This is a genomic window from Pseudomonas sp. Choline-02u-1, from assembly GCF_002836515.1.
In the GTDB taxonomy this organism is placed as follows: Bacteria; Pseudomonadota; Gammaproteobacteria; order Pseudomonadales; family Pseudomonadaceae; genus Aquipseudomonas.
In genome coordinates, this window is sequence record NZ_PJBC01000007.1 from 15,223 (window position 1) to 34,595 (window position 19,373).

Genomic DNA, 19,373 nt, shown 5'->3' on the forward strand with positions numbered 1-19,373 from the left:
AGAGAGCACCCAACGTTCGGCCTGTGAGCACGATGGCAAACCCGCCAATCTCGGGTAGGCCGCGCGCTTCCTTTATAGAAGGCAAGAGGCGCGCCGCGCTGGCCGAAGTGCTAAACGGTGACTGACAGGTCAGTCACGGCGCTTTACCTGGCTTGCGGCGGTGGGTAACGTCTGCCCATCTTTCTAATAAGGAATAGCGTCATGAGCGAGTTGATTGCCTACCACCTCGAAGACGGTATCGCGACCCTGACCCTGAACAACGGCAAGGTAAATGCCATCTCCCCGGATGTGATTGCGGCGTTTAACGCGGCGCTGGATCAAGCGGTGGCGGATCGGGCCGTGGTGATCATTACCGGCCAACCGGGAATTCTCTCGGGCGGTTATGACCTGAAGGTGATGACGGCAGGGCCGAAAGAGGCCGTTGCGCTGGTGACAGCCGGTTCTACACTCGCCCGTCGCCTGCTCTCTCACCCGTTCCCGGTGATCGTTGCCTGTCCGGGACATGCCGTGGCCAAGGGCGCTTTCCTGCTGTTGTCCGCCGATTACCGCATCGGTGTCGACGGCCCGTTCAGCATCGGTCTGAACGAAGTGCAGATCGGCATGACCATGCACCACGCCGGTATTGAATTGGCACGTGATCGCTTGCGGCGTTCGGCTTTCCATCGTTCGGTAATCAATGGCGAGATGTTCGATCCGCAAGGTGCCGTTGACGCAGGCTTCCTCGACAAGGTCGTGACTGCGCAAGAACTACAGGGCGCCGCTCTGGCTGCCGCGCGTCAGTTGAAGAAGATCAACATGCTCGCGCACAAGAACACCAAGCTCAAAGTGCGCAAGCATTTGCTGGAAATCCTCGACGATGCCATCGTCCAGGACCAACAGCATTTGGGCTGATTCGTCCAAGGTTCGCGTGCTAATGAAAAGCCCGACCCTCGTGTCGGGCTTTTTCTTACAGCGGGTGTTGAAGATTCGCTAGAAGCTCTAGGACGCGCCTGACGAGCAATGCTGAAACATGCGCTTAAACATCGGCCATCTCCGGACTCTATAGCAGCAATTGCCGAAAACAGTGCACATCCGTACACTGCGCCACCTTTTGTCCCGGTGGGCCTGCAAAATGCTGTTCGTGTTTCGTATGTTGTTGATGGGCCTGCACTTTATTCTGGCGGGCGTACTGGGCGTGATCCTTGGACTGTGCCGCCCGTTCAACCCGGACAACAGCCGACTGTGCGCCCGCCTCTACGCGCTGCCAGCAATGCGCATTTTGCGTTTGCGGGTCAAGTCCGAGGTCAACGGCTTGATGAACAAGCCTGACAGTTGCGTGATCATCGCCAACCACCAATCCAACTACGATCTTTTCGTGTTCGGCAACGTAGTCCCGCGCCGCACCGTGTGTATCGGCAAGAAAAGCCTGAAGTGGGTGCCTTTGTTTGGCCAGTTGTTCTGGCTGGCCGGCAATGTGTTGATCGACCGTGGCAATGCGCACAAGGCGCGGCAGTCGATGCTGACGACCACCCACACCCTGCAGAACAAAGACACCTCGATCTGGGTATTTCCGGAAGGCACGCGCAACCTCGGAGAAGAGTTGTTGCCGTTCAAGAAAGGCGCGTTCCAGATGGCGATTGCTGCCGGCGTGCCAATCGTTCCAGTGTGCGTGAGCAGTTACGTCAAGCACATGCGCCTGAATCGCTGGCGCAGCGGCAACGTTCTCATACGCTCGCTGCCAGCGATTCCTACAGTCGGATTGACCATGGATGACATGCCCCAGCTCATCGAGCGATGCCGCGAGCAGATGCGCGAGTGCATCGAGTCGATGGATCGGCAACTGCAAGCCGCGTGAAAAACAAACCCGCCCCGTGCGGGTTTTCTTTTGCCAGCTGAACTGTACAAGTTTCACTGACTCTCAAGCAGCGACACGGCTAAGCTGAAGCCTTGTTCCCCCTGCCATCTGCCAAGAAGAAGTGAATTACCACCATGGGTCGAGTTGTTGCCGCTGCGGTGTACAGCGAGGGTAAGAAAGTCACCAATATTTCTCTGGACGAAGGCGCTGCCTGGGCTGCCAAACCGGGCCACTTTGTCTGGATTGGTCTGGAAGAACCAGACGCACAGGAGTTATCCAACCTGCAACGCCAGTTCAATCTCCACGAACTGGCCATTGAAGATGCGTTGGAAAAACACAGCCGACCGAAACTGGAAACCTTTGGTGACGCTCTGTTTATCGTCACCTACTCACCGGTTCGCGAAAACGGCGTTTTGCAATTCATCGAAACGCATATCTTCGCCGGCAGGGGTTACATCATCACTGCGCGCAACGGCCACTCCGCGTCTTACGCGCATGTGCGCCAACGCTGTGAAGCGCGTCCACTGTTGCTCGAGCATGGCGAAGATTTCGTTCTGTATGCGCTGCTTGATTTCGTCATCGAGAACTATCAGCCGGTAGGCGAAGCGATCCACGCCGAGATCGATGAGCTGGAGCGCAACGTGTTGTGCAGTGCTCTCAATGAGCGAGACATCCAGAAGCTGCACGGTTTACGCCGAGACGTGGTGCGCTTGCGTCGGTATGCGGCGCCGATGGTGGAAATCGGCGAAGAGCTGCAAAAGCTCAGCTTCCCGTTCATCGACAAGAACATGCGCCCGTATTTTCGCGATGTGCAGATCCACGTGACGCGGCAGATGGAAGACCTGAGCACGCTGGCGGACATTGCCAGCCAGACCATCGAGATCGGTGTGCTGCTTGAGGCCTCCCGGCAAAGCGTGGTGCAGCGCAAGTTCGCGGCATGGGCGGCGATTCTGGCATTCCCGACAGCGGTGGCGGGCATTTACGGGATGAACTTCGAGAATATGCCGGAGTTGACCTGGCATTACGGTTATTTTGCGGTGCTGGGGTTTATTGCGGTGGGTTGTGTAAGCTTGTGGGCGAGCTTCAAGCGGTCGGGGTGGTTGTAGAAAAGAAAGATCGCAGCCTTCGGCAACTCCTACAGAATTTCGATGTGGGAGCTGCCGCCGCGATCTTTGGAACTTGCAAGTGTCAGGCAGCTTCCGGCTTGTGCGCCACAAACCGCATCATCCACTCAGCGACCGTAGCGCCGTGATGCTCCTGCTCAAGGCTGGCAACACCCTTGCTGTAGATCTGCGAACCCAGCGCTTCCTGCCGTAGTTCAAGCAGTGCGCGCGAGTAATCGTGAATGAACTCCGGGTGACCCTGGAAGCACAGCACTTGATCGTTGATGTGATAAGCCGCGAACGGGCAGAAATCGCTGGAGGCGATCACCGTCGCATTCTCCGGTAGCTCGGTCACTTGATCCTGGTGGCTGATCAGCAGTGTCAGCTCCTCGCGCACCGGGCTCATCCACGGAGCCTTGGCCGCCAGCTTGTAGCTGTGGGTGCCGACGCCCCACCCCTGGGATGCTCGCTCACTCTTGCCCCCAAGCAGCAACGCCAGCAATTGATGGCCGAAGCACACGCCGAGCAGTTTGTCGCCGCGCTCGTAGCGATTCAAAAGATAAGTCTTGAGAGTTTGAATCCACGGATCGGTACCGAACGAGTCGGCCTTGCTGCCGGTGACCAGGTACGCATCGAAAGTCTGATCGTCGCTTGGGTATTCGCCCTTCACCACGTTGTAGACAGTGAACTCAGCGGCGATCGGTTGTTGCGAAAAAAGGCGCTGAAACATCTGCCCATAGCCCTGATACTGATCGATCAGCTCGGGGCGCAGGATGTCGGTTTCGAGAATGCAGATGCGCAACGGCATAAAAAATACCTGACAGGTGATGGGAATAATGAACACCCCAGAGCCTGCCCTGAAACACCAGGCCAAGGCAAGCCCCGAAATGCCCGCTTGCCTTAGAACATTTCACCTTTCGCCGCTTTATCCAGCAGCAGCGCTGGCGGCGTAAATCGCTCGCCATATTGCTCCGCCAGATATTGCGCACGGGCGATGAAGTCCTTCAGGCCATACTGGTTGATGAACTGCAGCGCACCGCCGGTCCATGCGGCAAACCCAATGCCGAAGATTGAGCCGACGTTGGCATCCGCCGTCGAGGTCAACACGCCCTCCTCCACACAACGCACGGTTTCGATGGCCTGCACAAACAACAGACGATCACGCACATCCTTCGCTGGAATCTGTCCGTCGGGCTTCTCGAAACGCGTCTTCAATTCGGGCCACAGACGCTTTGAGGTTCCCGCCGGGTACTCATAAAAGCCGCCTCCGGCAGCTTTGCCTGATCGCTTGAATTCATTGAGCATCAAGTCAATCACGGCGAAGGCCGGATGCTCGATCGGCGTTTGCCCCTCGGCCTGCAGGTCCCTGGCCGTTTGCAGACGGATATGGCTCATCAGACTGAGGGAAACTTCGTCGGAGATTGCCAGAGGCCCGACCGGCATCCCGGCCTTGCGCGCTTCGGTCTCGATCATCGGCGCACTGACGCCCTCGCCGAGCATGGCAATGCCTTCGTTGGTGAATGTGCCGAAAACCCGTGAGGTGAAGAAGCCGCGACTGTCGTTGACCACAATCGGAGTTTTCTTGATCTGCAGAACGAAATCGAAACCGCGAGCGAGAGTTTCGGCGCTGGTCTGCGCACCTTTGATGATTTCCACCAGCGGCATTTTTTCTACCGGACTGAAGAAATGCAGGCCGATGAATTTGCTTTGATCGGGCACCGCCGTCGCCAGACCGGTGATCGGCAACGTCGACGTATTGGAAGCGATCACCGCTTCGCCACCCGCTACCTGTTGCGCGGCGGCGGACACCTTGGCTTTGAGTTGGCGATCTTCGAACACCGCTTCGATGATCAGATCGCAACCGCTTAGATCGGCATCGCTTTCGCTCGTAACGATACGCGCCAGCACCGCTTCGCGCTGTTCGACAGTCATTTGACCACGGGCGACTTTCTTATCCAGCAGCGCCGCGCAATGCGCTTTGCCCTTCTCGGCAGCGGCGAGGTTGATGTCCTTGAGGACGACGTCGATACCGGCCGAGGCGCTGACGAATGCGATGCCCGCGCCCATCATGCCGGCGCCAAGTACACCCACCTTCTGCGTTTTATGAGGCGCAAAACCTTGCGGCCTTGAACCGCCAGCGTTGATCTCGTTCAACTGGAACCAGAACGTGCCGATCAGGTTTTTCGAGATCTGCCCGGTCGTCAATTCTGTGAAATAACGGGTTTCGATCAGGTGCGCTGTGTCGAAATCGACCTGAGCACCCTCCACCGCCGCGCACAGAATCTTCTCCGGCGCCGGCAGCGTGCCCTGGGTTTTCGCGCGCAGGATCGATGGCGCGATCGCCAGCATCTGCGCCACTTTCGGGTTAGACGGCGTCCCGCCGGGAATCTGGTAACCCTTGACGTCCCAGCGCTGCACTGCCGCCGGGTTGGCGATAATCCAGGCGCGCGCCTTGGCCAGCAGCTCATCGTGATTCGCTGCCAGTTCATCAATCAGCCCGGCCTGCAACGCCTGTTGCGGGCGCACCTTTTTGCCTTCGAGCAGATACGGCAGGGCTTTTTCGATGCCGAGCATGCGCACCATGCGTACGACTCCGCCACCGCCCGGCAACAGCCCCAGCGTCACCTCCGGCAAACCGAGTTGCAGCGAGGCATCATCCACGGCGATGCGGTAATGACAGGCCAGGCAAATTTCCCAACCACCACCCAGCGCAGCGCCGTTGATCGCCGCGACCACCGGCCTACCGAGGGTTTCCAGGCTGCGCAACTGCGCCTTGAGCGTCAGCACCATGTCGTAGAAGGCTTTGGCCTCGGGCTTGCCGACCTTGATCAGTTCATTGAGGTCGCCGCCGGCAAAGAAGGTTTTCTTCGCAGAAGTGATGATCACCCCGGCAATGCTGTCTTTTTCCGCTGCCAGGCGAGCGACGCAAGCGGCCATGGCCTCGCGGTAAACGGCATTCATGGTGTTGGCGCTCTGGCCCGGCATGTCCATGGTCAGCACGACAATACCGTCCTGGCCTTTTTCGTAACGAATGGCTTCGCTCATAACAGAATTCCTTGAAGTCGGGGCTCAGAGCCGTTCGATGATGGTGGCGATGCCCATGCCGCCGCCGACACACAGCGTCGCCAGGCCGTAGCGCAGATGTCGCGCTTCGAGCTCATCGAGCAGGGTGCCCAGGATCGCGCAACCGGTGGCACCCAGCGGGTGGCCCATAGCAATCGAGCCGCCGTTGACGTTGACCTTGTTCGGGTCAACCGCCATGTCCTTGAGGAACTTCAACACCACCGAGGCAAACGCTTCGTTGACTTCGAACAGGTCGATGTCCTGCACACGCAGTCCGGCCTTTGCCAGCGCTTTGCGCGTCGCCGGCGCCGGGCCGGTGAGCATGATGGTCGGGTCGGTACTGGTAACGGCTGTGGCGACGATGCGCGCTCGCGGCTGCAAACCCAGCGCGCGGCCCTTGGCTTCGGAGCCGATGAGCATCAGCGCCGCGCCGTCGACGATCCCGGAACTGTTGCCTGGCGTGTGCACGTGGTTGATCCGCTCGACATGGCTGTAGACCCGCAACGCCGTGGCGTCAAAGCCCATCTGCCCGATCATTTCGAAACTCGGCTTGAGCTTGCCCAAGCCTTCGAGGGTCGATTCGGCGCGAATGAATTCATCGTGATCAAGGAGGATAATGCCGTTCTGGTCCTGCACCGGCACCAGCGACTTGCTGAACGAGCCGTCAGCCCGCGCGCGGGCCGCTTTCTGTTGCGAATGCAGGGCGTAGGCATCGACGTCCTGCCGGCTGAAGCCTTCGAGGGTGGCAATCAGGTCGGCGCCGACGCCTTGGGGGGTGAAGTGGCTGTGCAAATTGGTCTGCGGATCCAGCGCCCAGGCGCCGCCATCGCTGCCCATCGGCACCCGTGACATCGACTCGACGCCGCCGACCACCACCAGATCCTCGAATCCTGAGCGCACTTTCATCGCCCCGAGATTCACGGCTTCCAGACCTGAAGCGCAAAAACGGTTGATCTGCACGCCGGCGACACTGACGTCCCAGTCGGCCACTTGCACCGCCGTTTTGGCGATGTCCGAACCTTGATCGCCAATCGGCGTGACGCAGCCGAGGACGACGTCATCGACCTGACTGGTATCGAGCGCGGTGCGCACCTGCAAAGCACTCAGCAAACCCGCCACCAGGTTGACCGGTTTAACGCTGTGCAGCGCACCATCGGCCTTGCCTTTGCCGCGCGGGGTGCGTAAGGCATCGAAAATCAAAGCTTCAGTCATGACGTCCTCGAACCTGATCTATGGTCGCTTCACTTTCGCCCCGAGCAGACTGCCAGGCAATGACCACATTGCTCAAAGCGCTTGACGCACACGCTCAGACGGACGGTCATCGGGTCTCAGGTGAACCGGTTCAGGTCACCGAGTTGTCTAGCCAGCGGGCGGCGAAGAAGCTGGCAATACGCCTCATGTGTTTTTTAAAGCTTTTCGCGAGCGCTCCATATGAAATGGATCTAAGCCACCGCTGACGTGGGCCCTAAGGTGAACATGTACGCCATCGTCGTCGGGTTTTGCCGAGACGGGCGTCCTCCAACAGGAAGTGCAACGCATGCTGTCAGGGATATGCGGTCAGGCATGCATCAGGAAATAACAATAAAGGCGGTCAAGCCATGTTCAAACAACCGAAAGTACGTCAAGCAGGACTCATTCTTTTTGCCACGACGCTGTTGTTGATCTTGCCGAATCTGACCAAGGTCATCGGCTGACTCAAGCGGCGCGTGCTGTATATCGCCACTGAAAATGTGACTGGCCCGCTACCCGGGCCAGCGTGGTTGTGCCAACCTTTGCGCACTCCCCCGACATGGACGGCGATCATTTGAAAACGCTCATTGCGCTCGCAGCCATGCTGCTGAGCTTGCCCTTGGCTGCCGCACAACTGGACCTGCAGTTAGGCGCAAACAGCCGCACCTGGCAGACCGAGGAATTACTCAAGCATCCTCAAGTGCAAACCCTCACGATCAACAATGATGTTTCCTACAAAAAAGACATGACCTATCAAGTTGTGCCTGTGGCAGCGCTGCTGATCGGCGTCAAGCCCGAAGATCACTTGCAAGCGGTGGCGCTGGACGGCTTTGCCGCAGAATTGGCGGCTGCGCCGTTGCTTGACAGGGACGGCGCACGAGCATGGCTGGCAATCGAGGATCCGGCGCAGCCGTGGCCACCGTTGTCGGCGGGCAAGCATAGCGCCGGGCCGTTCTATCTGGTCTGGACTGATCCGCAGGCCGGCAATATCAGCCCCGAACAGTGGCCGTTCGAAGTCGCCAGCATCAAGTTGATGGCGCCAGTGGCCCAGCGCTTCCCTGCCCTGCTGCCGGATCGTGCCTTGAAGGCCGATGATCCGGTGAACCAGGGTTTTGCCTTGTTTCAGAAAAACTGCCTGGCGTGTCACCGGTTGAATGGTGCCGGGGATGCGCAGTTCGGGCCTGATCTGAATATTCCGTATAGCCCGACCGAGTATTTCGGTGCTGATTTCTTGAAGCGTTACATTCGCGACCCGCAGAGTTTGCGCCAGTGGCCGCAGGCGAAGATGCCGGAGTTTTCGGCGCAGGTGTTGCCGGACGGGGATCTCGAAATGCTGGTGGGCTATCTCAAGCACATGGCCGGGCGCAAAGTTAAACCCTGATCAGCAGAAAACTTTGCAGGAGCTGTCGAGTGCAACGAGGCTGCGATCTTTTGATCCTGTTTTTTACAGATAAGATCAAAAGATCGCAGCGTGCCGCAGCTCCTACAGGGCCCCGCAATTACTGTTGCTGCACGGAAATTACCGGCGTCGGCGAGACGAACACCTTCGCGTGCATCTGCTCGCAGCCACCGCCCCGGCGCATGCCACGTACCGGGCAGGCATCAAGATAATCCAGGCCCACCGCCAGTTTGAGATGTCGTTCGGGGCGTGCCAGCTGGTTGGTCACGTCGAAGCTGTACCACGCGTCATCCAGCCACGCTTCCGCCCAGGCATGGCTGGCCAGATGCTCGCAATCTTCGCTATACAGATAACCCGACACGTAACGCGACGGCACGCCGAGGCTGCGGGCGCAGGCGAGAAATGCGTGCGCATGATCCTGACAAACCCCGGCGCGACCAGCGAATGCTTCGGCGGCGCTGGTGTCGACTTCGGTAGAGCCAGGGGTGTAGGTCATGTACTGATTCAGGCCATGCATCAAATCGATCAGCGCGGTGCGATCACGGCGTTGCTTGCAGTTTTTCTCTGCAAACTCGCGCAGGGCTTCGTCGGCTTCGGTCAGCCGCGTGAAGCGCAGGAAGGGCAGCGCTGACTGGCTTTCGTGTTCGGCCTCGCGCAATTCATCGATATCGACCTGACCACGGGCGCCAATAATGATCGCTTCGTGCGGCTCGTCCATGGTCAGCACATGCAGGATGTTGCCAAACGGATCGAGCTGCGCTCGCACCGGACGCGGCAGGTCGAGTTGCCAACTGAGTACATGCTGACGCTCGCTGTCGTGGGGAGTCAGGCGCAGGTACTGGATGCTCGCCCGCACCTGATCTTCGTAGTGATAGGTGGTCTCGTGGCTTATGGAAAGTCTCATGCAGCCTCCAGATAGGAACTGTGAATGGCGTTGCCCAACTGGCGCACCAGCGGAATGAATTCAGTCAGCCAGGCGTGCAGGCCTTCTTCGAGGATCTCGTTGATGCCGGTGTAGCGCAGGCGAGCGTCCATTTCCGCCGCCAGGCGCTGTGCGGGGCGGCCATTGGCGCCCGGCAACTGCGCCAGGATCTGGTCGATTTCTTCGGTACAGGCACGCAGCGAACGCGGCACATCGGCGCGCAACAGCAGCAATTCGGCGACATGCCGGGCGCCGGGCGCATCGCGATAAATTTCGGTATAGGCCTCGAACGACGACAAGGCTCGCAGCAGCGCACTCCACTGGTAATAGGCATGGGCCGTGCCATCGCTGACCGCTTCGGCCTGATCGCCGGCCATTTCGTAGCGGGCATCGAGCAGACGCAGCGTGTTGTCCGCGCGCTCGATGAACGTGCCCAGACGAATGAAGCGAAACGCGTCGTTACGCATGATCGTGCCGTAGGACGCGCCACGAAACAGGTGCGAACGCTCCTTGATCCATTCGCAAAAACGGCTCATGCCGTAGCGGCTCAGGCCCTGTTCGGCGATCCCGCGAATTTCCAGCCAGGTCGCGTTGATGTTTTCCCACATGTCCGCAGTAATTCGCCCGCGTACCGCATGGGCACTGGCCCGAGCCGCGCCGAGGCAGCTGTAGATGCTGGCCGGGTTGGCCGCGTCCAGCGCAAAGAAATGCAGCAGCCTTTCGGCGTGCAGATCGCCGTGGCGTTCAAGGTAATCCTCGAGAGTGCCGGTAATCAGCAACGGCATGGCGAGTTCGTGCAGACCGTCGCCGCGCCCGTCCTGCGGCATCAGCGACAGCGAATAACTGATGTCGAGCATGCGCGCGAGGTTCTCCGCACGCTCCAGGTAACGCGACATCCAGTACAGATCCGAGGCAGTTCTACTTAACATGGCAAGCTTCCTTCAATCCTCGACTACCCAGGTGTCCTTGGTGCCGCCGCCCTGAGACGAATTCACCACCAGGGAGCCTTCACGCAACGCAACACGCGTCAACCCACCGGGCACGACTCGGGTCTCGCGCCCGGACAACACGAACGGGCGCAGGTCGATATGGCGCGGCGCGATGCCGTTTTCGACAAACGTCGGACAGGTCGACAGCGACAGCGTCGGTTGTGCGATGTAGGCATGCGGTTTGGCTTTGATGCGCTCGCGGAAGGCATCGATTTCCGCCGTCGTCGCGGCCGGCCCTACCAACATTCCATAGCCGCCGGAGCCTTGAGTCTCTTTGACCACCAGTTGCGCAAGATTGGCCAGTACGTGGGACAGTTCAGACGGATTGCGGCATTGCCAGGTCGGCACGTTTTTCAGAATCGGTTCTTCGTCGAGGTAGAAACGGATCATGTCAGTGACAAACGGGTACACCGATTTATCGTCCGCGACCCCGGTACCGATGGCATTGGCCAGCACCACATTGCCAGAGCGATAGGAGGACAGCAGCCCCGGCACGCCGAGCATCGAGTCAGGGTTGAACGCGAGCGGATCCAGGAATGCGTCGTCGAGGCGGCGGTAGATCACGTCGACCGCTTTCGGGCCGTCAGTGGTGCGCATGAACACCTTGTCGTCACGCACGAACAGATCCGCGCCTTCCACCAGTTCTACGCCCATTTCCCGCGCCAGAAACGCGTGCTCGAAAAACGCGCTGTTGAAGCGGCCCGGCGTCAGCACCACCACGCTGGGATTGTCGATCGGGCTTGAGCTTTTCAGGGTGTCGAGAAGCAGGTTCGGATAGTGATCAATAGGCGCAATGCGCTGGGCGGCGAACAGTTCGGGGAACAGGCGCATCATCATCTTGCGGTCTTCGAGCATGTAGCTCACGCCGCTGGGTGTACGCAGATTGTCTTCGAGGACGTAATAAGTGCCATCGCCATCGCGCACCAGATCGACGCCTGAGATGTGCGAGTAGATGTCGCGGTGCAGATCCAGGCCCTGCATCGCCAACTGGTATTGCTCGTTGGCCAGCACCTGTTCGGCGGGAATGATCCCGGCTTTGATGATGCGCTGCTCGTGGTAGAGATCGGCGAGAAACATGTTCAACGCCTTGACCCGCTGAATACAGCCGCGCTCGACTATCCGCCATTCACTGGCGGGAATGCTGCGAGGAATCGTATCGAACGGAATCAAGCGCTCGGTGCCCTGCTCATCGCCATAGAGCGTGAAGGTGATACCGGCACGGTGAAACAGCAGATCGGCCTCGCGGCGGCGTTGCGCGAGCAACTCGTCAGGCGTCTCGGCCAGCCAACGGGCAAATTCCCGGTAATGCGGGCGAACCAGGCCGCCAGCATCGTACATCTCGTCAAAATAGGTGCGGATCATGCCGTACTCCTTGTCACTCCGGACATACAGGCCTTCGCAAGGCCCGTGCCATCGGCATAAACGCTTTGATATCAATCGGTTGTAGATCCACGCAAAAGGCAGCGCACCATTCCTGTGCGGCAAATGCCCCGGCCCGATTGCCCCCGCTTCATTGCGACGCATTGCATCGCCTATCACCAGCATAGTCAGAGTTGATTTCACTGCCCGGCCGCGCCTGCGGATAATCCGCGCATTCGCTGCAAAACTTCACCGGCAAGGTGCGGCGACGTAGCCAGCTCAATTGATCTGAACTGCCTTGGCAGCCCCGTGCCGCCAAGACTTCACTGCATAACCGTCTTCCCTTTTAGCCACCCTCTCCGGTGGCTTTTTTTTGCCCGGGATTCTTGTTTCAGGGTTTTGCCACAGCGATGTGCACAGGCCAGAAACGACAACGGCCGACCCGAAGGTCAGCCGTTGCTCGACAGACAATGCGCAAGATCAATTCAAGCGGTAACGATTGCGCACCTCCTGCTTCACGCCCCAACCCTCGATGATGCCGCCCAACGGCTCGACTACGGCGGAGAAGCCCTGTTCAAAATCGCCGATGTCGTCATAGGTTGCGTACATCACTTTGCTCAATTCCAGCGACCAGGCACCATCGTCGCGCGCACTGACCTGGGCATTGATGGACTCGCCACGAAATTTGCCTGCTGCCCTGCGCGCCCGCTCCTCGTCCGGGAAAATCGCGTAGAACTCGATGGGATGGAACCGGGAAAAATCGAAACCGCCTTCTTTCATGCGGCGCAGAACCTTGCTGCTGATGTCTTCTTGATAGGCTGTGCTCATGAATCGTCCCCCTCGATTGATGGATAGACTTTCCGTATTCCCGCCCCGGGCCTTTTGGCCTAAGTACTACGGCAACGTGGTTGCGCGCGGGAAACAAGCATGTAGCTGACAAGACCAGACCTTAGCGATCCATTCGCTGATCTCGCTTGCAGAGTAGCCCCAAGAGAGCGCCGCTGCCAAGGTCTGGTTTACGAGATGACAGGAAGTGTTCAGACAGGTGTGATGCTGCGGATTTCGATGCCGTTCTGGGTTTTGAGGTTTTTCACCCCGGCATCGGCGGTGCGCCCTTCCAGATCGTTGAGATCCAGCTGGGCGGCGATCGGAAGAAGCCGCTCCTTGATGAGCCGCGCGGCTTCATCATCGGACGGGCATTCCTCACGTTCGAAGACTTCATCAACAATTTCGCCGTGATCATCCACGAAAGTGACTTTCCACTTTTGCATCAGTGCCTCCTCGATCAACCCGTAAATGGGCTTACCTCTATCTCGACTTTTTTCCGCGATAGTTGGTTCAAAAGGATTACAGCCGTGATCGTAAAAAACGCACAGAGCACATGTGCGAGCGGGCTTGCTCGAGAATGCGGTGTGCCAGTCACATCAATGTCGACTGGCACGGCCTCTTCGCGAGCAAGCCCGCTCCCACAGGGGGGGATTTTTGCAGGGTCGTCTTAGTCGTTGCTCGGCTTGTTGACTGCTTGCAGCACGTATTGCGGCAGAGCGAATGCGCCGATGTGGATCTCCGGATTGTAGTAACGCGTGACGATGCCGCTGCCGATGAAGCGCTGCTGCAGGGTTTCACGGCTGAGCTTGCGGTAGGCCGGGTTGGTCGAGCCCCAGGCGAAGGTCATCGAGCCGCCGATGTAGGTCGGCACGGCGGCCTGGTAGAAGTGCCAGTCCGGGAACAGACTGCGCAGGCGACCGGCGGTGGTTTTGACTTCGTCGATCTGCATGAACGGGGTGCCGTTCTGGGTGACGAGGATGCCGCCTTCGTTCAGGCAGCGGTGGCACGCCTGGTAGAAGTTCTCCGAGAACAGCACTTCGCCCGGGCCGATCGGGTCGGTGGAGTCGGAGATGATCACGTCGAATCTTTCAGTGGTGGTGGCGACGAAACGCATGCCGTCATCGATCACCAGGTTCAGGCGCGGGTCGTCGTAGGCACCGGCGGAATGGTTCGGCAGGAATTCCTTGCACATGTCGACCACGGTGCCGTCGATTTCGACCATGGTGATGTGCTCGACGCCGGCGTGCTTGGTCACTTCGCGCAGCATGCCGCCGTCACCACCGCCAATGATCAACACGCGCTTGGCAGTGCCGTGGGCGAGGATTGGCACGTGGGTGAGCATTTCGTGATAGATGAATTCGTCAGCTTCGGTGGTCTGGATCACGCCGTCCAGCGCCATGACCCGGCCCATGCGCGGGTTCTGGAAGATCACCAGGTGCTGGTGCTCGGTGCGCACTTCGTGCAGCAGTTTTTCCATGCGAAAACGCTGGCCGTAGCCTTCGTAGAGGGTTTCCAGGTACTCGCTGGTCTTGGTGACGGTCATGGTCAGGTGCTCCGATAAATGCGCGGGCGTCATCGTGGGGACGATTGCCCGGGAAAGGCGCGCATTCTACGTTGCCGAAGATGACAGGTCGAACCTCACAACCACAATTCCTGTAGGAGCTGCCGAAGGCTGCGATCTTTGATCGTTCCCACGCTCTGCGTGGGAATGCAACTGGGGACGCTCTGCGTCCCAAAAAGATCGCAGCCTTCGGCAGCTCCTACAGGGTATTGCGGTGTTAGCTGATTCAGATCCGCACGTTGCCCCGTGGCCCGGCAATCGCCCAGATGATCAGGCCGAGCACCGGCAGGAAGATGATCAGCAACACCCAGACGATTTTCATCCCGGTGGAGGTGCCGCTTTTCAGTACGTTGATGATGGCCCAGATGTCGAGGGCAAGAATGATCAGACCAATCAGACCGTTGAACGTGGAACCCATGGTGTCGCTCCAGAATAGTGGCATGCACTTTTAGGATAGACGGTCGCGCGCAGCGTTCCCTTTTATTGCGTTCAGACGTGAACGGCAACCTTCAAGGCTTCCAGCGCCGGCGCAGCGGCGATGCCGATCTCGGCGCATAACTCGAGCACGCGCGGCACATCGTTCCCGTAGACCAGGACCATCTGCAGCTCATCGTCGAGCAATTGGCTGAAGTTCATCAGCGTGTAACCGCCGTTTTCCTTGTTCAGGCTACTCATCTGCACCTGGATACGGTTGAGTGCAGTCAGCGCTTCGGTCTTGGCCAATTGTTTGGATTTGAGGTTGAAATCCACACCCGGGCCAAACGAGGCAACGATTTGCGCGAACAGATCGACGTAGGTGTCGGCCTGGAACAATACGGTTTCCGGCAGGCTGCCGACCACCACCCACTCACCCAGCGGAATCGGGAAGGTGTCGTCGTAGTTGATGTCCGGATTGGCTGCCAGAAACGCATCGGCATCAGCGTAGGCCTGCGCGGCTTCGTCGGCGACTTTCAGGATCTCGTCCTCGCCCATGCAGCCGGAGCTGATTTTGCTGATGAGTTCGACGAGTGCGGCTTTCATGAGGGCGGATCCTGTGGCGAAGGTAGATTTTGCGGGCGCGAAGAATAGCGCAGAAAAGCAAAACATCGCAGCCTTCGACAGCTGCTACAGATTCTGCGTTTGACCGAGTACAGGCTGCGATGTCTTGACGTTTATCAAGCCAACAACTTTTCCAGCTGCGCAGTGGTATCCACCGCGCCCATGGTTCGCGCCGCATCCAGCGCGGTTACGCCATTGGCATCCCTGGCTTGCGGATCAGCGCCCTGGCCGATCAGGTAATCGACGATTTCAACGCGGTTGAACATCGCCGCCATCATCAATGCCGTGCGGCCATCGAACGAGGAACCTTCGATCTCGGCGCCCGCCTCGACCAGTGCTTTGACTACCGCCAGGTCGCCTTTGAAAGCTGCACCGGCAATCGGGCTCTGGCCATTGCCATTGCGCATTTCCGGATCGGCCTTGTGTTTAAGCAGAACCTTCACCGCATCGATATGGCCGTAGTAACTGGCAAGCATCAGCAGCGTGTCGCCCTTGCTGTTTTTCAGGTTCACCGGCAGCCCGGCGGTGACCAGGCGATCAAGCATTTCGGCATCACCGTCGCGCGCCTTGTTGAAAACCTGCTCAGTGAATTCGGCAGCTTCTTCAGGGGTCATCTGGCGGCTTTGGTCGGACATGGGGCACTCCATTTTCGGTCTATCGGAAGGCCGACAGTTTCCCGAGCGCGACGGTGGCTGTCACTTGGTTTTTTCCGAGCGCCCCAATAGCCACACTCAATATCGATGTTTGCCTTGTTGAATTTCAGTGAAGATTTGCTCACTGACATGCACATAGGTTTCGCTGCAAGGCAGCCAGGCGAAGATCGGGTCATCGCCCGTGAGTCCGGGGTCAAAGCCCTCCTTTTTCAGGCGAGTCTTCTGGTATTTGAAGGTCCCGGTGGTTTCCATTTTTACTTTCACCCGCAAGAACAACGGCACGGCATAAGCCGGCATGCGTTGCCGGGCAAAACTCAACAGTTCGGCAAAATCCAGCGTGGCCAGGGATTCGGCGGGCGTGATCGCCGCCATTCCCGCACGTCCGTTGGTATTGGGGATTTCTACCCCATAGGCCACCGCTTCAGAGATCAACGGATGCTGCAAGAACAGGTTCTCGACTTCGGTGGTCGAGACATTTTCGCCCTTCCAGCGATAGGTATCACCGAGGCGATCTACGAACTGCGCGTGGCCGAAACCGATGTTGCGCAGCAGGTCGCCGGTGTTGAAAAAGCGATCGCCCTTGTTGAACACATCGTGCAGTACGACGCGGGCGGTTTTCTGCGGATCGGTGTAGCCGTCCAGCGGCGCCTTGTCGTCGATCCGCGCCAATAGCAGGCCCTGCTCGCCCTTGCCGGCCTTGCGCATGAAACCATCCTCGCCGCGCAACGGCTCGCCACTGTCGTGATCGTAGGCAACCAGCTCCCAGGCCATCAGCGAGAAACCGACGGTGTTGTCGAAATTGAGGATATTGCTGAAACCGATATTGCCGTCGCTCGCCGCGTACAGCTCACAGATGTGGTCGACGGCAAAACGTGTCTTGAACGCGGCCCAGGCACCGGGGCGCAGGCCGTTGCCGATCATCTTGCGCACCTCGTGACGGTTGTCATCGGCGCTGGCCGGTTGCTCGACCAGGTAGCGGCACAGTTCGCCGACATAGCCGATGGTGGTGGCGCGATACCGGCGCACATCATTCCAGAACTGGCTGGCGCTGAATTTGCGACGGATGGCGAAGCCAGCAGCGCCATTGACCGCCGCCCCCCAGCACACGCAAAGGCCTGTGGCGTGATACAGCGGCAAGGTGCAGTAGACGACATCATCCGGGCGCATATCGAGGGCGATCATGCCGAAGCTCGCCGAACTGCGCATCCAGCGCCCATGTTTGAATACCCCGGCCTTGGGCAGGCCGGTGGTGCCTGAGGTGTAGATGTAGAAGCATGGATCGTCGAAGAAGATCTGTGCACTGCTTGGCGGGTTATCGCTGCAGGCGTCGGCACTGGCACTGATCAGATTGACGTAACCTTCGGGCGCGATGCCCGGATGGCTGTAGGTGTCGTGATCAGCGACAAACCAGGTGCGCGGTGCTGCGATGGACACCTGGTCACGCACGCCGGCATAGGCCGCAGTCAACTCTTCGCCGACCACGATGGCGACCGGCGAGACCAGATTGATGCTGTGGATAAGCGAGTCGCGCATCAGCGAGGTATTGAGCAGCGCACTGACTGCGCCCAGTTTGGCCAGCGCCAGGATCGTCACCAGCAGTTCCGCACGGTTCTCGATGAAAACCGCGACGACATCTCCTTTGCCAACGCCCTGCTCGCTCAGGTAATGGGCGATGCGATTGGCCCACTGGTTGGCCTGAGTGTAGGTCAATGCAACGTCATCCTGCAGTAACGCCACGCCGTCTGGATTGCGCAGCGTCGCTTGCTCGAAAGTCCAGCCCAGGCCACACGTTTGGGTGGGATCAGTGACGTTGGCTGCCTTCATGCCTTTGACCACCCGGGGGATGGCCTTGGCGATCGTCGGCAGCTTGCGGAGCATCATGCCCCAGGTAATCGTGTCGCTTGGCGCATGACGCATGAAAGCTCCCCGTTCGACCCGGGCGTGCGGGTCGCTGTTCTTGTTATCGGGTAATGGCAGCGACCGACGTTTGTGTCGAGGGTCGAGAGGGAAAGTACGTCAGCGCTCGCGGGGCTGTACACGCGGTTTTTGCAATGATTTGTATCCCGAGACACCGGTGGGGAAAGCGCTGATTCTGGTACGGACGTTTGGTTCCGTTCTGCCAGGAAAAATCACGCAAAATGCAGGATGCACGATGGCCATTCATGCAGATTGCACGACGCCTGCAAAATGCATTGCTTGTAAGACGCTGATTTTAAAGGGATTTATTTATCATCAATACTGGCACAAACGCTGCAACTACCTCCGCATGCTTGCCATTCAAGTACATACGGAGCTGATGACATGAGCCTGATTCAAGAAAAATTTACATCGCTGTTCTCCAACTACGAAGTCAGCACTGCCCCACGTCCTGACGGTGGCATCCTGCTCACTCTGCGTAGCAGCGACGGCAAAGTCTTCAAACGCGCACTCTCGTATCAGCAACTGCATGCCGGTGACCAACTGTCGTGGGCGATCAGCGCGATCCGCCGTGACCTGGCCGAACAGGCCAGCGAGCTGCCGCAAATTGCAATGCTGCAGAGCCAGCAGCGTTTTGCTCTGCCGACCTATCACTCGCTGTAATCAGCCTTAAACAAAAAAATGTGGGAGCGGGGCTTGCCCGCGAAAGCGGTGTATCAGCCGACAGAGATGCTGGCTGATACACCGCTTTCGTGAGCAAGCCCACTCCCACATTTCGTTTGGATTAACTCAGAACGCTTCCGGTTCGATTCCAGTAAAAGTGTCCACCGTCACGTGCCCTGCCAATTCGCCGCCTTCACGCGCCAGGCCGCAGGTTTTCAGTCCGGCTGACTGCGCAGCGTCGAGCTCTTCGACGATGTCCGACAGGAACAGGATTTCGTCTGCCTCGACACCTATGGCCTGCTGAATATTGCGATAGGACTGCGCCTCACGCTTGGCGCCCGATGTCGTATCAAAATACCCGCTGAACAGCGGCGTCAGATCCCCGGCCTCCGAGCATCCAAAGATCAGCTTCTGCGCCTGGATCGAACCGGACGAGTAAACAAACAGCTGATAGCCCGCCGCATGCCAGCGTTGCAATGCTGCAACGGCATCCGGGTAAACGTGCCCTTTCAACTGCCCGGCCCGGTACCCCTGCGCCCAGACCATGCCTTGCAAGGCCTTGAGTGGCGTGGCTTTGCGATCCTCGGCGATCCAGCTCAAGAGGATTTCAACAACCCGTTCAACATCGGCCTGCGGCTCAAAGCTGTCGCGGCGCACGGCGTCGAGCTGTTCGGCGACATCAGCACGCGAAGCGTTCTGGCGCACAAAGTCCGGCAAATGTTTGGCGGCGTAGGGGAACAGCACGTCAAACACGAAACTCACCGCGCTGGTGGTGCCTTCGATGTCGGTGAGAATTACTTTGATCGACACGGTT

The 19,373-nt window shown here is 58.8% G+C and carries 19 protein-coding genes; 5 read left to right on the forward strand and 14 right to left on the reverse strand.

The annotated features are described in order from the left end of the window. Positions 1 to 201: 201 nt before the first annotated feature. From CXF97_RS06940 to CXF97_RS06950, 3 genes are all read left to right on the forward strand, one after another. The gene (locus CXF97_RS06940; RefSeq protein WP_101157427.1) at positions 202 to 891 is read left to right on the forward strand and encodes a crotonase/enoyl-CoA hydratase family protein; all 690 of its coding nucleotides are present in this window, start codon (positions 202 to 204) and stop codon (positions 889 to 891) included. 220 nt (positions 892 to 1,111) lie between these two features. Next, the gene (locus CXF97_RS06945) at positions 1,112 to 1,834 is read left to right on the forward strand and encodes a 1-acyl-sn-glycerol-3-phosphate acyltransferase (RefSeq protein ID WP_101157429.1); all 723 of its coding nucleotides are present in this window, start codon (positions 1,112 to 1,114) and stop codon (positions 1,832 to 1,834) included. A 134-nt stretch (positions 1,835 to 1,968) separates the two neighbouring features. After that, complete coding sequence (locus tag CXF97_RS06950) at positions 1,969 to 2,940, forward strand: magnesium and cobalt transport protein CorA (RefSeq protein WP_101157431.1); 972 nt, start codon at positions 1,969 to 1,971, stop codon at positions 2,938 to 2,940. An 82-nt stretch (positions 2,941 to 3,022) separates the two neighbouring features. On the opposite strand, the gene CXF97_RS06955 is transcribed toward CXF97_RS06950, so the two are convergent. The 3 genes from CXF97_RS06955 to CXF97_RS06965 form a co-directional block, all read right to left on the reverse strand. Continuing rightward, on the reverse strand, positions 3,023 to 3,745 hold the full coding sequence (locus tag CXF97_RS06955; RefSeq protein ID WP_101157433.1) for an amidotransferase: 723 nt from the start codon (positions 3,743 to 3,745) through the stop codon (positions 3,023 to 3,025). Between the two features lie 92 nt (positions 3,746 to 3,837). Then, entirely contained in the window at positions 3,838 to 5,982 is a 2,145-nt protein-coding gene (locus CXF97_RS06960) for a 3-hydroxyacyl-CoA dehydrogenase NAD-binding domain-containing protein (RefSeq protein WP_101157436.1), read from the reverse strand. 24 nt (positions 5,983 to 6,006) lie between these two features. Further along, complete coding sequence (locus tag CXF97_RS06965) at positions 6,007 to 7,212, reverse strand: acetyl-CoA C-acetyltransferase (RefSeq protein WP_101157438.1); 1,206 nt, start codon at positions 7,210 to 7,212, stop codon at positions 6,007 to 6,009. Positions 7,213 to 7,789: 577 nt separating this feature from the next. Here CXF97_RS06965 and CXF97_RS06975 point away from each other — a divergent pair. Further along, a complete protein-coding gene (locus CXF97_RS06975; protein WP_101157442.1) occupies positions 7,790 to 8,611 on the forward strand; it encodes a cytochrome c in 822 nt (273 codons plus the stop codon). A gap of 118 nt (positions 8,612 to 8,729) precedes the next feature. Here the strand turns inward: CXF97_RS06975 and CXF97_RS06980 are convergent, their stop codons facing one another. The 10 genes from CXF97_RS06980 to CXF97_RS07030 form a co-directional block, all read right to left on the reverse strand. Then, positions 8,730 to 9,533, reverse strand: a complete 804-nt coding sequence (locus CXF97_RS06980; RefSeq protein WP_101157444.1) for a transglutaminase family protein — start codon at positions 9,531 to 9,533, stop codon at positions 8,730 to 8,732. Further along, positions 9,530 to 10,480: an alpha-E domain-containing protein gene (locus CXF97_RS06985; RefSeq protein WP_101157446.1), complete on the reverse strand. Its 951-nt coding sequence runs from the start codon at positions 10,478 to 10,480 to the stop codon at positions 9,530 to 9,532. The genes CXF97_RS06980 and CXF97_RS06985 overlap by 4 nt, the downstream gene beginning before the upstream one ends. Before the next feature lie 12 nt (positions 10,481 to 10,492). Then, positions 10,493 to 11,902, reverse strand: a complete 1,410-nt coding sequence (locus CXF97_RS06990; protein ID WP_101157448.1) for a circularly permuted type 2 ATP-grasp protein — start codon at positions 11,900 to 11,902, stop codon at positions 10,493 to 10,495. 477 nt (positions 11,903 to 12,379) lie between these two features. After that, positions 12,380 to 12,727, reverse strand: a complete 348-nt coding sequence (locus CXF97_RS06995) for a ribonuclease E inhibitor RraB (RefSeq protein WP_101157450.1) — start codon at positions 12,725 to 12,727, stop codon at positions 12,380 to 12,382. Positions 12,728 to 12,936: 209 nt separating this feature from the next. Continuing rightward, positions 12,937 to 13,170 carry a hypothetical protein gene (locus tag CXF97_RS07000; protein WP_101157452.1) on the reverse strand — a complete coding sequence of 78 codons (234 nt, stop codon included), beginning with the start codon at positions 13,168 to 13,170 and terminating at the stop codon, positions 12,937 to 12,939. 224 nt (positions 13,171 to 13,394) lie between these two features. After that, entirely contained in the window at positions 13,395 to 14,270 is an 876-nt protein-coding gene (gene speE, locus CXF97_RS07005; RefSeq protein WP_101157454.1) for a polyamine aminopropyltransferase, read from the reverse strand. Positions 14,271 to 14,514: 244 nt separating this feature from the next. Continuing rightward, complete coding sequence (locus CXF97_RS07015) at positions 14,515 to 14,706, reverse strand: PLDc N-terminal domain-containing protein (RefSeq protein WP_101157458.1); 192 nt, start codon at positions 14,704 to 14,706, stop codon at positions 14,515 to 14,517. A gap of 71 nt (positions 14,707 to 14,777) precedes the next feature. Next, the gene (locus CXF97_RS07020; protein ID WP_101157460.1) at positions 14,778 to 15,308 is read right to left on the reverse strand and encodes a hypothetical protein; all 531 of its coding nucleotides are present in this window, start codon (positions 15,306 to 15,308) and stop codon (positions 14,778 to 14,780) included. 134 nt (positions 15,309 to 15,442) lie between these two features. After that, positions 15,443 to 15,961 carry an ankyrin repeat domain-containing protein gene (locus CXF97_RS07025; protein WP_101157462.1) on the reverse strand — a complete coding sequence of 173 codons (519 nt, stop codon included), beginning with the start codon at positions 15,959 to 15,961 and terminating at the stop codon, positions 15,443 to 15,445. Between the two features lie 96 nt (positions 15,962 to 16,057). Then, positions 16,058 to 17,896, reverse strand: coding sequence for a long-chain-acyl-CoA synthetase (locus CXF97_RS07030; protein WP_101157464.1), 1,839 nt, complete (start codon positions 17,894 to 17,896; stop codon positions 16,058 to 16,060). 384 nt (positions 17,897 to 18,280) lie between these two features. On the opposite strand from CXF97_RS07030, the gene CXF97_RS07035 reads away from it, so the two are divergent. Continuing rightward, positions 18,281 to 18,559 (forward strand): DUF3509 domain-containing protein, encoded by a 279-nt coding sequence (locus tag CXF97_RS07035; protein ID WP_016773780.1) that lies wholly within the window; start codon positions 18,281 to 18,283, stop codon positions 18,557 to 18,559. Between the two features lie 126 nt (positions 18,560 to 18,685). Here CXF97_RS07035 and mtnC read toward each other — a convergent pair whose 3' ends face one another. Continuing rightward, a complete protein-coding gene (gene mtnC / locus CXF97_RS07040) occupies positions 18,686 to 19,369 on the reverse strand; it encodes an acireductone synthase (RefSeq protein ID WP_101157466.1) in 684 nt (227 codons plus the stop codon). Between the last annotated feature and the right edge of the window lie 4 nt (positions 19,370 to 19,373).

What these genes read in the sequence shown, in the direction of transcription:
- CXF97_RS06940 (WP_101157427.1), top strand. Translation starts at nt 202, where the DNA reads ATGAGCGAGTTGATTGCCTACCACCTCGAAGACGGTATCGCGACCCTG.
- CXF97_RS06945 (WP_101157429.1), top strand. Translation starts at nt 1,112, where the DNA reads ATGCTGTTCGTGTTTCGTATGTTGTTGATGGGCCTGCACTTTATTCTG.
- CXF97_RS06950 (WP_101157431.1), top strand. Translation starts at nt 1,969, where the DNA reads ATGGGTCGAGTTGTTGCCGCTGCGGTGTACAGCGAGGGTAAGAAAGTC.
- CXF97_RS06955 (WP_101157433.1), bottom strand. Translation starts at nt 3,745, where the DNA reads ATGCCGTTGCGCATCTGCATTCTCGAAACCGACATCCTGCGCCCCGAG.
- CXF97_RS06960 (WP_101157436.1), bottom strand. Translation starts at nt 5,982, where the DNA reads ATGAGCGAAGCCATTCGTTACGAAAAAGGCCAGGACGGTATTGTCGTG.
- CXF97_RS06965 (WP_101157438.1), bottom strand. Translation starts at nt 7,212, where the DNA reads ATGACTGAAGCTTTGATTTTCGATGCCTTACGCACCCCGCGCGGCAAA.
- CXF97_RS06975 (WP_101157442.1), top strand. Translation starts at nt 7,790, where the DNA reads ATGGACGGCGATCATTTGAAAACGCTCATTGCGCTCGCAGCCATGCTG.
- CXF97_RS06980 (WP_101157444.1), bottom strand. Translation starts at nt 9,533, where the DNA reads ATGAGACTTTCCATAAGCCACGAGACCACCTATCACTACGAAGATCAG.
- CXF97_RS06985 (WP_101157446.1), bottom strand. Translation starts at nt 10,480, where the DNA reads ATGTTAAGTAGAACTGCCTCGGATCTGTACTGGATGTCGCGTTACCTG.
- CXF97_RS06990 (WP_101157448.1), bottom strand. Translation starts at nt 11,902, where the DNA reads ATGATCCGCACCTATTTTGACGAGATGTACGATGCTGGCGGCCTGGTT.
- CXF97_RS06995 (WP_101157450.1), bottom strand. Translation starts at nt 12,727, where the DNA reads ATGAGCACAGCCTATCAAGAAGACATCAGCAGCAAGGTTCTGCGCCGC.
- CXF97_RS07000 (WP_101157452.1), bottom strand. Translation starts at nt 13,170, where the DNA reads ATGCAAAAGTGGAAAGTCACTTTCGTGGATGATCACGGCGAAATTGTT.
- speE (WP_101157454.1), bottom strand. Translation starts at nt 14,270, where the DNA reads ATGACCGTCACCAAGACCAGCGAGTACCTGGAAACCCTCTACGAAGGC.
- CXF97_RS07015 (WP_101157458.1), bottom strand. Translation starts at nt 14,706, where the DNA reads ATGGGTTCCACGTTCAACGGTCTGATTGGTCTGATCATTCTTGCCCTC.
- CXF97_RS07020 (WP_101157460.1), bottom strand. Translation starts at nt 15,308, where the DNA reads ATGAAAGCCGCACTCGTCGAACTCATCAGCAAAATCAGCTCCGGCTGC.
- CXF97_RS07025 (WP_101157462.1), bottom strand. Translation starts at nt 15,961, where the DNA reads ATGTCCGACCAAAGCCGCCAGATGACCCCTGAAGAAGCTGCCGAATTC.
- CXF97_RS07030 (WP_101157464.1), bottom strand. Translation starts at nt 17,896, where the DNA reads ATGCGTCATGCGCCAAGCGACACGATTACCTGGGGCATGATGCTCCGC.
- CXF97_RS07035 (WP_016773780.1), top strand. Translation starts at nt 18,281, where the DNA reads ATGAGCCTGATTCAAGAAAAATTTACATCGCTGTTCTCCAACTACGAA.